This window comes from uncultured Gilvimarinus sp. (genome assembly GCF_963975215.1).
In the GTDB taxonomy this organism is placed as follows: domain Bacteria; phylum Pseudomonadota; class Gammaproteobacteria; order Pseudomonadales; family Cellvibrionaceae; genus Gilvimarinus.
The window spans coordinates 72,635-86,779 of sequence record NZ_CAXBFW010000004.1 but is presented as its reverse complement, the minus strand read 5'-3'; the positions used below and the strand labels follow the sequence as shown (position 1 = coordinate 86,779).

The following is a 14,145-nucleotide window of genomic DNA, read 5'->3' as shown; positions in this document are numbered from 1 at the left end:
TAAGGTAAAAGGACGCCTCCCATGAGTAAAAAGCCGGTTTCAGAGCATGCTGACAGCGCCACCGAGCCCAGCGACGATGGTGCTGCCAAACCACGCATGACTCGCGCCGAACGGCGGGCTGAAGAGGCGCAGCAACAGCTTTATAAAAAGCGCCACCGTCTGTTGTTTATTTTGGTGGGCGTTACCCTTGCGGTAAATGTACTGCTGGGTTTTTTACTGTATGAATCGATGGTGGTGCAAACCGAGCGCGACCGTGTGCAACAGGCGGCAACCGAGCGCGCCAAACAAGCCGCTAGCGGCATTGAAAACTACCTCGCCGAGCGCCAGGCCGAAGTGCAGCAATGGGCGCAAAGCCCCGAGCTGTTAGCCGCGCTGCAAAGCGCTGACCCCGAGGCGGTAGCCAAGGTTACCGCGCGTTTAGCGGCAGGCAGTAAGGATTTAATAGCGCTGCGGGCTTTTAGGCCGGGCGAGGCGGGTATCCAGCCCCAGCATCAGGCGCCACTGCGCTACGCCGAGTTAGATTTAATACGCCGCGCCGTGCGCCGGCGCGAAACACTGCCCGAGGCCGCGCCGCTTGGCGACGTTTGGCATTTGCAGTATGCCAGCGCCGTTCCGGCCGGGGGCGATACCAAAGCGGCGGGGGCGCTGCTGGCAAGCTACTCGGGTGACGGCATTAACAACATTATCGATGCGGGCGAAGACAGCAGCGGCAAGCTGGTGTTGCGGCAGGAGTTTTCCAGTCCCAGACCGTTTGCGCTGCGCACTGATGGTGCCGGTCAAGCGGCGCCGGCGGTCACCCAAAAAGTGGCCAATAGCTATCTGAGCGTTGAGTACACGCCGTCGGCGGTGCTGGTGCAGCAGTCAAAAGAACTGCCGGGTATGTGGATTTTGGTGTTGAGTTTAGCGGTAACGCTGGGCTTGGTAATATCGCTGTTACTGAGTCGGTTACTGGTTCGGCCAAAACAAGCGCCGGCAGGCGAAGGGCTGACGCTGCCGAAGCAATACACTGATGCGCAGGCCGCCGCTAAAACCTCAGAGAGCGTCGGTGCGCCAGGCTCCGATCGCAGTGCACTGCGTCAGGATATTCTCGATATTGAGGTGATTGAAGAAGACGAAGATATTCTCGGGCTCGACAACAGTGCGCCGCGCGCGCCCGCCCCGGCGCCAGCGGCTAAACAGCGCAATGTGCCGGACGAGGTGTTTCGCGCTTACGATATCCGCGGCAAAGTATGCCCCGAGGGTATTACCCCAGAGCTCGCACGCGACATAGGCATGGCCCTTGGCACCGAGGTACAGGAGCAGGGCGAGAGCAGTATTATTGTCGCCCGCGACGCCCGCAGCCATAGCCCCGAGTTGTGCGAGCAGTTAATTGCAGGGCTGCTGGCCAGTGGTTGTAATGTGATTAACATTGGTGTGGTGCCCACCCCCCTGATGCACTTTGCCACCTTCGAGCTGAATGAAACCAGCAGCGGGGTGATGGTCACCGCGAGCCATAATTCGGCAGAATACAACGGCTTTAAAATGGTCATTAATGGCCAAACGCTCTCGGATGTGGCGATCAAAGATATTCGTTCGCGCATCGCGGCGGGCAAATATCTAACGGGCGATGGCCAGGAGCAGCATATTGAGGTAGTTGCCGATTATATCGACCGGATTTTCTCTGATGTGGCGCTCGCGGGTGATATTCGCATTGTGGTTGATGCCGGTAATGCCGTTACCGGTGTGGTGGCCCCGGCGCTGTTTGAAGAGCTGGGTTGCGATGTTATCCCGCTGTACTGCGAGCTGGATGGAAGCTTCCCCAATCACAACCCCGACCCGAGCATAGAGGCCAACCTGCAGGATTTGCTGGCCAAAGTACGCGAGAGTGACGCGGATATTGGGGTGGCGTTTGACGGCGATGGCGACCGCTTAGTGGTGGTGACCCCGGCGGGCAAAATCATCTGGCCCGATCATTTACTGATGCTGTTTGCCAAAGATATTCTGTCGCGCAACCCGGGCGCCGATGTGCTGTTTGATGTGAAGTGCTCTAAGCAGCTTAACCAAATTGTCTCGGGCTACGGCGGCCGCCCCATTATGTGGAAGACCGGCCACTCGCACATGAAGCTCAAAATGGCCGAGACCGGTGCGCTGCTGGGGGGCGAGTACTCCGGCCATATATTTATCAAAGAGCGCTGGTACGGATTTGACGATGGTCTGTATACTGCCGCGCGCTTGCTGGAGATCATCACCCTGCGGGATCAATCCATCGACGACGTGTTTGCCGCCTTTCCCACCTTGCCGTCTACGCCCGAAATTCGGGTCGCGGTGCCCGAGGCCGATAAATTCGCCCTGGTGGAAAAACTTATTGCCGAGGGTGAGTTTCAAAACGGTAAGGCAACCACCATCGATGGCCTGCGGGTCGACTTCTCAAAAGGTTGGGGATTGGTGCGCGCCTCTAATACGGGGGCCGAAATTACCCTGCGCTTTGAGGCCGAATCGGAAGCGGTACTGGAAAAGCTTAAGCTGCTGTTTAAGCGCGAGCTTAAGAAAATAGACAACACATTACAATTGGATTTCTAACTATGTCATTGAATCGCGACGCGGCGATGAATATTGCCCAGGTGCTGACCGAAGCGCTGCCTTATATTCAACGCTTTACCGGCAAAACCATAGTGGTTAAGTTTGGCGGCAACGCCATGGTCGATGAAGAGCTGCAAAATAGTTTTGCCCGCGATATCGTTATGATGAAGTTGGTGGGCATGAACCCGATTGTGGTGCACGGTGGCGGCCCACAAATTGGCGAGCTGTTAAAAAAACTTAACATCGATTCCGAGTTTGTTAACGGCATGCGCGTTACCGACAGCAAAACCATGGACGTGGTGGAGATGGTGTTGGGCGGCACGGTAAACAAACAAATTGTCAGCTTAATTAACCGCAACGGCGGTGAAGCCATCGGCGTAACCGGTAAAGATGGCCAGCTGATTCGCGCCAAAAAGCTTGAAGTAAAAGCTTCAAGCCCCGAGGTGGCCGCCTCGGAAATTATCGATATCGGCCACGTGGGCGAAGTAGCCTCGATCAACAAAGCGGTTATCGACATGCTGTTAAACAGCGATTTTATTCCGGTGATTGCGCCCATCGGTGTGGGTAAAGACGGGGCCTCGTACAACATCAACGCCGACTTAGTGGCCGGTAAAATTGCCGAAGTGCTGCAGGCCGAAAAACTTATGTTGCTGACCAACGTCGCCGGGCTGCTGGACAAAGAAGGTAAAATTCTCACCGGGCTGTCGACCTCTCAGGTCGACGAGCTGATTGCCGACGGCACCATTTACGGCGGCATGCTGCCTAAAATTGCCTGCGCGCTCGACGCGGTTAAGTGCGGCGTAACCAGTGCACACATTGTCGACGGGCGAGTATCGCACGCCGTTTTGCTAGAGATTTTTACCGATGTTGGTGTGGGTACCCTAATCACCAACAAGGCTATGCCCGCCTAAAACGCTGGAAACCGGCCCGCCGGGGCCGCTAGAATAGTCTGGCGGCTCGGGCGGATAGAGCTTGGGGGCTAACCGCGGTTAGTTCACTCTATTGTCCGGGGTCATCAGGCACCGCAAGCACGGCCTACGACAAACCGACCTGTGGTACCTGCACAGGCGTAAACCACAAGAGCAGTCGCGCTATGAGTACTAAAAACAACCAAAAGGTATCCAGGCGTCAGCAGATACTCGAGTCGCTAGCGGCAATGCTAGAGGCAAGCCCCGGCGCCCGCATTACCACCGCCGCCCTGGCGCGCGAGGTGGGGGTATCTGAGGCGGCGCTGTACCGCCACTTTCCCAGCAAGTCGAAGATGTTTGAAGGCTTGATTGAGTTTATCGAAGAAACCATTTTTAGCCGCATTAAACTGATTTTAAGTGAAGAGCCACAAGCGCTGCAGCGGCTGGAAAAAATCCTCTACTTATTGCTCACCTTTACCGAGCGCAACCCTGGCATTACCCGCTTGCTCACCGGCGACGCGTTAACCGGCGAGACCGAGCGGTTGCGCAACCGTGTCGCGCAATTATTTGAACGGGTTGAGACGCAGCTAAAGCAAATTATTCGCGAGGCGGAGTTGCGTGAAGGTTTGCGGCCCAACCTGCCGCTATCGGCGGCGGCCAATATGCTTATGAGTTTGGCCGACGGCCGCATTACGCAATTTGTGCGCAGCGAGTTTCGCCGTATGCCCACCGAGTACTGGGACGATCAGTGGGCAGTGATTGCTCAGGGGTTAATGCGCGTAAGCGCGCCGGTCGTTTAACCGGCGCTAGCGTCTGCGTGATTTGCGGGGCGGTTAAGGCGAGATGACTTTAAAGCGCTCGATATCCCGATCGTACTTGGCCGATGCCGCTTCCAGCGCCTCAGTGCGCTGAGCAATTTGTTTGTTTACCTCAACCAACTCAGCCTCCAGTGCCGCGATATTATTTTGCAGTGCCTCCGAAACCGGCTGGCCGTTGCGCTCCATAATACCGGCGCGGCGCTGCTGCTCTTCTAGCTGTGAGGTAACCCCGGTTAAGTTTGCGCGCAAAATACTGAGGTTGCCACGCAGCTCGGTTAAGCTGCGCTGCTTGGCCGACTCTATATCTTTAACCGTACTAAAGCGACGCTTTAGCCGGGCGTCCCACTCGGCCAGCTCGGCCTCGCGGCGCATACGCTCGGCCGCTTTAACGGCATCGGCACCTTTAGGTGAGGCGTTGACGGTTTTAAGTACGCGCCCGGTACTGGTAATAATCTCATAGCCGCGGGCGGCCGCATCGGGCGGAATACTCTGCTGCACCACAAGATTCCCGTCGCCATTTTTATAGCGGAACAGCACACTGTCCGGGCCCGAGTCTTCCTCGGCGGCCATTAGCGTGGGGCTTGTCAGCGCTAACGCTAACAGTACAGTCGCGCCAAGCCGTCCGCCTAGAGTTGCAATCATAGTGTGCTCCTTGATGCTGCCCGGCGCGGTTAAACGCCGTATTGGTCGCGATATGCCTTGATGGCGTCTAGCTTATTATTGCCGCCTTGCAGCTCTAGGTAACGGATAATATCACCTAGGTTAACAATGCTCACCACCGGAATGTTATAGCTTTGCTCAACCTCCTGAATGGCGGATAACTCAGAGCGGCCCTTCTCCTGGCGGTCGACCCCGATTACCACGGCGGCTGGTGTCGCCTCGGATTGGGCGATAATGTCCATCACCTCGCGAATCGCCGTGCCGGCGGTAATCACATCATCGACAATGACGGTGCGCCCGGTGAGCGGCGCGCCTACCAGCGAGCCGCCCTCGCCGTGGTCTTTGGCTTCTTTGCGGTTAAAGCAGTAGGGCACATCCTGGCCATGATGCTCGGCTAGGGCAACCGCTGTGGCGCTGGCCAACGGAATACCTTTGTACGCGGGGCCAAAAATCAAATCGTAAGCTACGCCGCTGTCGATTAACGCCTGAGCGTAAAAACGGCCCATTTTGGCCAGCCCGCCGCCGCTTTGAAAAAACCGCCCGGCGTTAAAAAAATAAGGGCTTACCCGGCCCGACTTGAGCGTAAACTCACCAAATTGTAGCGCCTGATTGGCGATGGCCAGTTGGATGAATTCGCGCTGATAATCGTGCATATTGGTACGTTCCTATGGTGGTGCGGCTAAAACAAGCTATTATAAACGAGCGGACGAGTTGTGCAGAATCAATCTGCGCTGGTGAAAATTTAGCCAACAATAATAAGTTTTGCTAAAAAACACCGGCATAATGGCGGTTGCACTGGTGGCGACTAACACAATCGTTCCAAGCTCGGGTATCATACACAGTCCGCAATAAAGGGGCTAACATGAGAGTTATCAGTCTGAGCGTCGACGGTATTTTTCAAGCGGCGCAGCGCGGCCTATACGATTGGCTGGATAATCAGGATGCGGACGTCATCTGCCTGCAGGATCTGCGGGCGCTCGAGTACGAGCTGGATGATGACATCTTCCATCCCGAAGGCTATTTTGCCTATTTCTTCGATTCCGGTACGCCGCATTACAACGGTGTGGCTATCTACACCCGTAAACAACCCAAAGCACTGATTTTTGGGTTGGGCTTTTCGTCGGGCGTCGATATGGAAGGGCGCTATTTACAGGTTGATTACGAGCACATGAGCATCGGCTCGTTGCTGGCGCCCAGCGCAAGCTCTGAGGTCGAGTCGCAAGAGGTTAAAATCAACTTCTTTGACGACCTGCAAGCGCACATGGACAAAATCACCCGCAAACGCCGCGAGTACATTTTTTGCGGTAACTGGCAGATGGCGCATACGCCGCGCGATGTTACCGACTCTGATGTACTGCAGAGCGAGTCGGGCTTTTTACCCCACGAGCGTCAGTGGCTGAGCCAGCTGTTTAATCAAATTGGCTACGTCGATGCCTTCCGCCGCGCGATTCGCGATCCGGACGAGTACAGCTGGTGGCCCAGCGGTACTATTGGCAGCGGCCCGGGCTGGCGCACCGACCTGCAAGTGGCCTCTAATAATTTGGGGCAGCGGGTAGAGTACGGCGCTATCTACAAAAACGGCCAGTTCTCTAGCCACCTACCGGTAATTGTCGACTACGACATCGAGCTATAACGGTAGGCCCAGCTACAACGCTAGGCTTGGCCGCGTTACGTTAAAGGTAAACACAAAAAAGGGGAGGCGTTTGGCGCCTCCCCTTTTTGCGTAATAGAGCATTTACACGCTGCTTTTATCTTTCTAGCGCCGCTTTTTGTAAGCGATTCAGCTCCGCAATGCCCTGCTTGGCCAACTTCAGCATGGCCGCAAACTGCTCTTCAGTGAAGGGTTCGGCCTCGGCCGTGCCCTGAACCTCAACCATGCCGCCGTCATCGGCAATCACCACATTCATATCGGTATCGGCATTGGAGTCCTCTGGGTAATCCAGATCCAGCACCGGCTCGCCCTGATAGATCCCCACGGACACAGACGCAATGGCTCGCAGCATCGGCTTGCCGGTTACCAGTTGTTTGGCCTCCAGGTAGGCAATGGCATCGGCTAACGCCACCCAGGCACCGGTGATAGACGCGGTGCGGGTACCGCCATCGGCCTGAATCACATCGCAATCGATATGAATGGTGTTTTCACCCAGCTGGTTTAAATCGACTGCCGCGCGCAGCGAGCGGCCAATCAGGCGCTGAATCTCAACCGTTCGGCCACCCTGTTTGCCGCGGGCCGCCTCGCGCCCCATGCGGCTGCCGGTCGAGCGGGGCAGCATACCGTACTCGGCCGTTAGCCAGCCCTGGCCCTGACCGCGCAAAAACGGCGGTACGCCGGGCACCACACTGGCGTTGCACAACACCTTGGTGTCGCCAAACTCTACCAGTACCGATCCCTCGGCGTGCTTGGTGTAGTGGCGGGTGATGGTGATCGGGCGTAATTCGTGCGGAAGTCGTCCACTGGGGCGCTGCATATAATAGTCCTGTCGGTTAGCAAACTCAGGCGGCTGCCTGATGGCATGTGTTAACATCTGCGCTTATGGTAACGTTTTACCGCCGCCGGACAAAGGGCCCAGCCCTCGTTATTAAGGCCCGGTGGCGGCACTTGGTTCGTCGTACTCAATAAAGGGATCATCCATGCCACGCAGTATGACCGGATTTGCCCGGGCCGAAGTTAAATCCCCCGAATACACCCTGGTGTGGGAGGTGCGCAGCGTTAATCACCGCTACCTCGAGATGCACCTGCGCCTACCCGAAGAGTTTCGCGAAATCGAAACCGCCCTGCGCGAGACCGTGCGCAAAAAGCTCCAGCGTGGCAAATTAGAGGCCACCATTCACTTGCAGCCCGAGCAAGGCGGCGATGCCAGCATTGGTTTAGACGCCGATCGCCTGGCGCAAGTGGCCGATGCCTGTCGCCGTATTGGGGCGCAAGTGGATAACTGCGCGCCGGTAAACCCGCTCGAGGTGTTGCGCTGGCCCGGCGTACAAATCGTGCGTGAGCTAGACCGCGATGCGCTGCATCAGCAATCGCTCGCCTTATTTTCAGACGCTCTCGATCAGCTTATCGACAATCGCGAGCGAGAGGGGGCTGAGCTGGCTGTGTACATTAACCAGCGCCTGGATGCCATTGCCGCCGAAGTCGTCAGCGTGCGCGAACAACTGCCCAACATACTGCAAGCGCAGCGCGAAAAACTGCAATGCAAAATCGCCGCGCTCGATGTCGAATTAGACCCGGACCGGTTAGAGCAAGAGATCGTGCTAATGGCGCAAAAGGCCGACGTCGACGAAGAGCTCGACCGGTTGGATACACATATTACGGAAGTGCGCCGCACCCTAAAACAAAAAAACTCCCTCGGCCGCCGGCTCGACTTTTTAATGCAAGAGCTTAACCGCGAGGCCAACACCCTCTCCAGCAAATCCGTCGTCAGTGAAACCACCCAGGCGGCGGTAGAGCTAAAAGTGCTTATCGAGCAAATGCGCGAGCAGGTGCAGAATATTGAATAGAAGTATGGTTTTTTCGCTGCCCCGCACATGAAAACACTAAACATTAACGTGCTGATGCCAACTGCCCCAGTACTTAAAAAGTGCCACACGTGAGAAAACCTATTGCGGGTATAGTTAAATGGCGGCTAAGCGCGATGAATTAAGCCCTTGCCTACATGCCCAAGGGTGACCTAGAGGCTCGGTAAGCAAGTTGAACTGGATTAAGTGGATAGTAAGAAGGAGTTATAATTTAACTTTATTCTGTATGATGGGAATATAGAGCCGTAGGAGTCACTAAGTATTAAACGCCGGCTCCTTCATTGCTTGTTCGGCTCGGCTGATTCCTAAGCGCTTGGCAATTGTTCGCCACCGCTTAACCGCACTTAACACCTCGTCGTAAATTTGAGTTGCTTCGTCTTGAGAAAGTCGAAAGAAGTCTTTTACGTCAAAGGCCAACTGGTAGTCTAAAGCGTTGTCTGCATCCGTAATATTTAGGTGAAGGCCATGTTTGCCAACTGTCGGGTTTAGGTCGTAAGCCGGTGATAACTTCCAGCCATTCTTAACCAATAAAAAACCATGGTTACGCAGGTGATCATCGGTATTGGACACCGCAATATTAAAGACAATTCGGCGCCATAACTGCGCTAAATCAGCTTCTGTTTGTGCCCCTTGGGTGGAAAGAAACTCAGCAATTTCTAGGTAGCTGGCCCCCTGCGATTGCTCGCCATCATAGTATTGAAGCTGCGTCATGGCCGATGAAAAATGCAATCGCTGCTCACCCTGACGGTCAAAACGTTTTGTTAAAAAGGTATGGTGTTGCGATGAGAGTTGCCTGATCTCACTTGGAAACATCTCAACGCCAGCTACTAAAGCCAGCTCATGGCAGACCATCTCCCAGGCGCCCACATCATGGGTGTCGTTTAAATTGGGGAACTTAGCTATCCATAAATGGTTATGCTCATCGGTCACGCAAGCCTTAGGCCTTGCACCACCCAATGATGAGCCCGGTGATATCAGCATTTTCAACCAGCGATAATACTCGTCACTGTTAATGTTATCGTCTTTTTCAATTTGTATGGCGGCGTGCTCTAGCTCTCGCAGCGACGCCATGGGTGGTGCAGCAAACTCTGAATTATTGTCCAAAAAATTAGAATAGCCAGTTCGCTTAAATCGGATTCCTCCCATTCGGTAAGAGTCATGTACGCCAAGCAAGTAATCCAATTCGTTTAATCTACTGCTCGCCCGAAAGCCCTTACGGGCTTCAATAGCAGCGCGGCGTTGCATCAAAATTCGCCCCCAGCGATCGGGGGATGAATCCAGAAAGGCACGGAAATTCTTATCGGCGTTGTCATTGTAAAGTTCACCAGCGTGCAACGTCAGCATAGGGTCAATTTGCAAGCGATAAGGTGAGGTTAGAAATGCTTTATCGTACGTAAAGCTAAACACGCCACCTCGGCTTGAGTCACTGTAAGCGAGATGCCCTAGTAACAATGGTTCTCCAATCGGATGCCAGTCGGCATACACTTCAACGACTTCACGGCTCATTTCGAACCTTCTAGCAATTTGATGTTTTGCAGTTTGATGCCCACTTCGTCGTGAGCGGCCATTTCTGCAAAGTTACTCTCCATTCCCAACACCGCCATGATCTTCAAGTAAGTGCCGATGGCAACGCCAGGGTCACCTGCAAAGACCTTGTTCACGGTTTTATGGTCAAATCCCGTCCGTTCACAAAGCAGCTTTTTCGTATAGCCACGACGCTTCAAGGCTAACAATAAGTCCTCACCAAAATGTGTGAGGATTTTTCGTTGCTTAGGAAACAGCACATTGTGTAAGTCACGCTTAGCCATACATCAACCAAAGGGATTATGTTCCCAATATTTAATCATTAATAGGAATATAGTCCAACTTGGCTAGATAAACAACTGCAAAAGAAAAAAATGGGACTATATTCCGATTAATGCCATGAAAATGGCATTAATATCCTGGCGGGTGATATTTAGTGCAGAATCGGTTGATGAGTTGATGGTGCTAGCTCCTAGCTCACCAATACACTTTTTTGCGCGTAAAAATGCAAACCAGCGGTTCGGGTACGTCCCCGAGTTTTGACACCTTGGGGGAGCCCATTAGTCATAGGTCTACACAAAGTTACTTTATTGGTGGCAATCTGCCGACTGGCCGACTGTTAGGTCGGAGGCTCAGGCAGGCTCTTGTCAATCATAAGCGCCAGTATAATGCCCATTTTCAGCCTATTTCTATATAATTGGATGCTATTATCCATTTTCAATAAGTGTGCCTTTCCGTTGGCTAGTGTCTATCACAAAGAGCTCGTAAAAGGATGGTAGCCGCGTGGCGGCTTGCATCGCCCGCGATACTGCCAAATAACCCTAAACACTGCACAAGCTCAGCGAACACGTTCTGCAATGAAATTTACCACCTCTGATATCCAGACCATGGCTGATGCCGGTAGCTATCAGCGCGGTGTCGAGTATTTTAAACAAAGGCGGGTCAAGCAAACACGCCCGCTACCGAGTGGCAATGAGCTGTTGGCCCGTGTGGTCGGCTCCGGGCGGAAGAGCTATGAGGTGGCGTTATTTTGGGATGAGGGCGCACTGCTTGGTAATTGCACCTGTCCGGTAGCAACGGGTTGTAAGCACTGTGTCGCGACAGCGCTACAATGGCTGCACGAGTCTGCTGGCACAGGGCTCGGTTCACCCGCGCTGGCTAAATCCGAGCTGACGCTGCAGCGCTGGTTGGCGCAAATCCCGCAGAGCCGCCCGAGTGGTGATGTCGGCCTCAACGGCGGCCAGTCTTACGTGATTTACCAGTTGGAGTTGCGCAACGGGCGGCTCGACCTGTTACTGCAAAAAGGCTATCTAAAAAAGAACGGACAGTGGAGCCAAATTAGGCACTACTCGCCAGATTACTTTTCGCTTCACTATAGTCCGCCCGCTCATGTGCAGCCCGAGGATGTTGCCATCTTACAGTTGTTACCTCGCAACAATGTTTACAATCGCGAGGAGCTATCCGGTGAGGCGGGGCGGCTAGCGTTGACACACATGTTGATCACCCGGCGTTTATTCTTTAAAGGTCAAACCGTTCGGCCGCTTCCGTCTCAGACGGTGAGTTGGCGCTGGGAGCAAACCCAGAAGGGTTATCAGCTACACGCCGATTTAGCCGATCATCCACACTGGCATCTTTTACCCACCGAACCGCCGTGCTTTTTGGATACGGAAACCGCCGGTATTGGTGAGTTGATTGCCACGGTTGACGCCGCGCAACTGGCTCATTTGCAATCCATGCCGCCGGTACCGGACGAGCAAATCCAGTCCGTTGCCGTAACCTTGCGTCAGCAGTTTAGCCAAGATCGGCTACCGCTGCCGGTTGCTGAGCCCGAGCTGATCACCGCCGATCAACCCACTCCCTGCCTTAGCCTGACCCTGATAGACATCGCCGATCATCCGCGTCTGCCCGCGCTATTTATACATTTTGAGTACGCCGATCAGCGAGTTGAGCCTCACTATGATATCGAGCCTTTTAACCCGGTTGAGCTGCACCAGGTGGGCGAGCGCACTATTCAGGTTTGTCGTAATATTGACGAGGAAGTCAATTGGATAGAGCAGATCCATCAGCTTGGTTTCATTCTCGCCCTCAAAGCCGGATCGTATCAGAACGCCTGGACTCCAGATGTTCAATCCCTTGCCGAGGCGCTTCAGCTTTGGCAACATTTTATCGACCAGGTGTTGCCAGTGTTAGCGCGGCAGGGTTGGTGTATTAATACCGATGCCTCGTTCTCGCTGCCGATCAGCGATGCGCGTTTTGATTTTGCGATTAAAGACAGCGGCCAGCATTGGTTTGAGTTTGCGCTGGCGCTGCCCATCGCCGACAAAGGGAGTTTGGATACAACAGAGGTCATTGATCAATGGTTAGAACAGGGGGCACCTGACGAGTTAATACTGGCGCTCGGCGATGAGTGGGTGCGCATTGATACCCGCCCGCTGCACACTATTCGCGATTTAGTCACCGACCTTTACAACCGCAAACAACTCAACAAGCCTATTAAACTGGCGGCTTTTCAGGCCGCCCAACTGCAAGAGCTGCCGGAGCTGGATGAGCGCAAGGCACCCTTGACCCGTGCGCTGCTAAAACAGCTGCAAGACTTTAGCGGTATTGCCCCGGTTAAGCCGTCTAAGCATCTTAATGCCGAGCTGCGGCCCTATCAGCAAGAGGGGCTGAATTGGTTGGTGTTTATCCACCAGTATCATTTAGGCGGCATACTGGCCGACGATATGGGCCTGGGTAAAACATTACAGACACTTGCGCTGCTGCAACATTTAAAAGATCAAGGGCAGTTAAAACATCCCGCGATGATCGTGGCCCCCACCAGCCTCACCGGCAACTGGTTACACGAGGCCGCGCGCTTTACCCCAGGGCTGAAAACCACCCTGATCCACGGCCCGAATCGCGCCGAGGCTTTCAAGGCCATCGCCAAAAGTGATGTGGTTATTACCACCTACCCGCTGTTGCCCCGCGACAAAAAGCACTACGTAAAACGCCGCTTTAGTGTGGTTGTTTTGGACGAGGCCCAAGCCATTAAAAATCCTACCACCCAAACCGCGCAACAAGTGCGCACGCTCAACGCCGAAACCCGGCTGTGCTTAACCGGCACTCCGCTGGAAAATCATTTAGGTGAGTTATGGTCGCTGGTGGATTTTGTTCTACCCGGTCTACTGGCTGGGCGCAAAAGTTTTCAGCAGCAGTTTCGCACCCCAATTGAGCAGCACGGGGATACCGACAAACAACAACGGTTGGCACGTCGGGTTGCCCCTTTTATGTTGCGCCGCACCAAAAGCCAAGTGGTTAAAGAGCTGCCAGCTAAAACAGAAATGCTCCAGTACGTTGAGCTGCAAGGGCAGCAGCGCGCCCTGTACGAGAGCATCCGCGTTAGCATGCAAAAACGCATCCGCGAACTGGTAGCCCGGCAGGGCATAGCGCGCAGCCACATCCAGTTTCTGGATGCCTTGCTTAAGCTTCGCCAGGCCAGTATCGACCCGCGCCTGGTTAAGCTAGACAAAGCTTCTGGTATAAAAGAGCACGCCAAGCTCGACTGGTTAAACGAGCACCTGCCACAGCTTTTAGAAGAGGGCCGTAACATCCTGGTGTTCTCCCAGTTTACCCAGCTGCTCTCACTGATTGAGGCCGATTTAAAAGCGCAAAAAATTCCCTACAGCAAACTCACCGGCCAAACCCGCAAACGCCAAGAGGCCATCGACAGCTTTCAGGGCGGTAAAACCCGAGTATTTCTTATCAGCCTAAAAGCCGGTGGTAGCGGCCTAAACTTAACTGCCGCCGATGTCGTTATACACATGGACCCTTGGTGGAACCCGGCGGTAGAAAACCAAGCCACCGACCGCGCCCACCGCATCGGGCAAAAAAAGCCGGTGTTTGTGTATAAGCTGGTGGCGGCGGATACCGTTGAAGAGCGAATTCAGCAGCTGCAGCGAGAAAAACAATCGCTGGCCGATAGCCTATTTGACGAGACCCGCGCCACCGGGCTGCCGGGGGATAAAGACAGCCTGCTGAGCTTGCTGGCCTGAGCGCGAACTATACGGTTACCCCTTCATTGTGCCCCGATACGGCTCTAAGGCGGCGATAAATGGAAGGTTTGGCTTCTGGACAATGCTGTCTCACAGTGTGGTGTAGCGCGGCGGCGGGGCATTATTGCG

Annotated in this window: 11 protein-coding genes; 6 read left to right on the top strand and 5 right to left on the bottom strand. The window is 54.4% G+C overall.

Annotated elements, in window-relative coordinates; genetic code table 11:
- The first annotated feature begins 21 nt into the window (after nt 1-21).
- The 3 genes from AAC019_RS04580 (at nt 22) to slmA (ending at nt 4,267) form a co-directional block, all read left to right on the top strand.
- A complete protein-coding gene (locus AAC019_RS04580) occupies nt 22-2,559 on the top strand; it encodes a phosphomannomutase/phosphoglucomutase (protein WP_339897396.1) in 2,538 nt (845 codons plus the stop codon).
- Nucleotides 2,560-2,561: 2 nt separating this feature from the next.
- Nucleotides 2,562-3,470 (top strand): acetylglutamate kinase, encoded by a 909-nt coding sequence (argB, locus tag AAC019_RS04575; RefSeq protein WP_339897395.1) that lies wholly within the window; start codon nt 2,562-2,564, stop codon nt 3,468-3,470.
- A 182-nt stretch (nt 3,471-3,652) separates the two neighbouring features.
- A complete protein-coding gene (gene slmA / locus AAC019_RS04570; RefSeq protein WP_339897394.1) occupies nt 3,653-4,267 on the top strand; it encodes a nucleoid occlusion factor SlmA in 615 nt (204 codons plus the stop codon).
- A 33-nt stretch (nt 4,268-4,300) separates the two neighbouring features.
- Here the strand turns inward: slmA and AAC019_RS04565 are convergent, their stop codons facing one another.
- Nucleotides 4,301-4,927, bottom strand: coding sequence for a hypothetical protein (locus tag AAC019_RS04565; protein ID WP_339897393.1), 627 nt, complete (start codon nt 4,925-4,927; stop codon nt 4,301-4,303).
- Between the two features lie 29 nt (nt 4,928-4,956).
- Nucleotides 4,957-5,598, bottom strand: coding sequence for an orotate phosphoribosyltransferase (pyrE, locus tag AAC019_RS04560; RefSeq protein WP_339897392.1), 642 nt, complete (start codon nt 5,596-5,598; stop codon nt 4,957-4,959).
- A gap of 209 nt (nt 5,599-5,807) precedes the next feature.
- On the opposite strand from pyrE, the gene AAC019_RS04555 reads away from it, so the two are divergent.
- Nucleotides 5,808-6,578, top strand: a complete 771-nt coding sequence (locus tag AAC019_RS04555; protein ID WP_339897391.1) for an exodeoxyribonuclease III — start codon at nt 5,808-5,810, stop codon at nt 6,576-6,578.
- Between the two features lie 115 nt (nt 6,579-6,693).
- On the opposite strand, the gene rph is transcribed toward AAC019_RS04555, so the two are convergent.
- Nucleotides 6,694-7,413 carry a ribonuclease PH gene (rph, locus tag AAC019_RS04550; RefSeq protein WP_339897390.1) on the bottom strand — a complete coding sequence of 240 codons (720 nt, stop codon included), beginning with the start codon at nt 7,411-7,413 and terminating at the stop codon, nt 6,694-6,696.
- Between the two features lie 163 nt (nt 7,414-7,576).
- Here rph and AAC019_RS04545 point away from each other — a divergent pair, with 163 nt between their 5' ends.
- Entirely contained in the window at nt 7,577-8,443 is an 867-nt protein-coding gene (locus tag AAC019_RS04545; protein WP_339897389.1) for a YicC/YloC family endoribonuclease, read from the top strand.
- Nucleotides 8,444-8,716: 273 nt separating this feature from the next.
- Here the strand turns inward: AAC019_RS04545 and AAC019_RS04540 are convergent, their stop codons facing one another.
- Both AAC019_RS04540 and AAC019_RS04535 read right to left on the bottom strand, forming a co-directional pair.
- Entirely contained in the window at nt 8,717-9,967 is a 1,251-nt protein-coding gene (locus AAC019_RS04540) for a type II toxin-antitoxin system HipA family toxin (RefSeq protein ID WP_339897388.1), read from the bottom strand.
- Nucleotides 9,964-10,269 carry a transcriptional regulator gene (locus tag AAC019_RS04535; protein ID WP_339897387.1) on the bottom strand — a complete coding sequence of 102 codons (306 nt, stop codon included), beginning with the start codon at nt 10,267-10,269 and terminating at the stop codon, nt 9,964-9,966. Before AAC019_RS04535 ends, AAC019_RS04540 begins: the two co-directional genes overlap by 4 nt.
- 573 nt (nt 10,270-10,842) lie before the next feature.
- On the opposite strand from AAC019_RS04535, the gene AAC019_RS04530 reads away from it, so the two are divergent.
- Entirely contained in the window at nt 10,843-14,016 is a 3,174-nt protein-coding gene (locus tag AAC019_RS04530) for a DEAD/DEAH box helicase (protein WP_339897386.1), read from the top strand.
- Nucleotides 14,017-14,145: the final 129 nt, after the last annotated feature.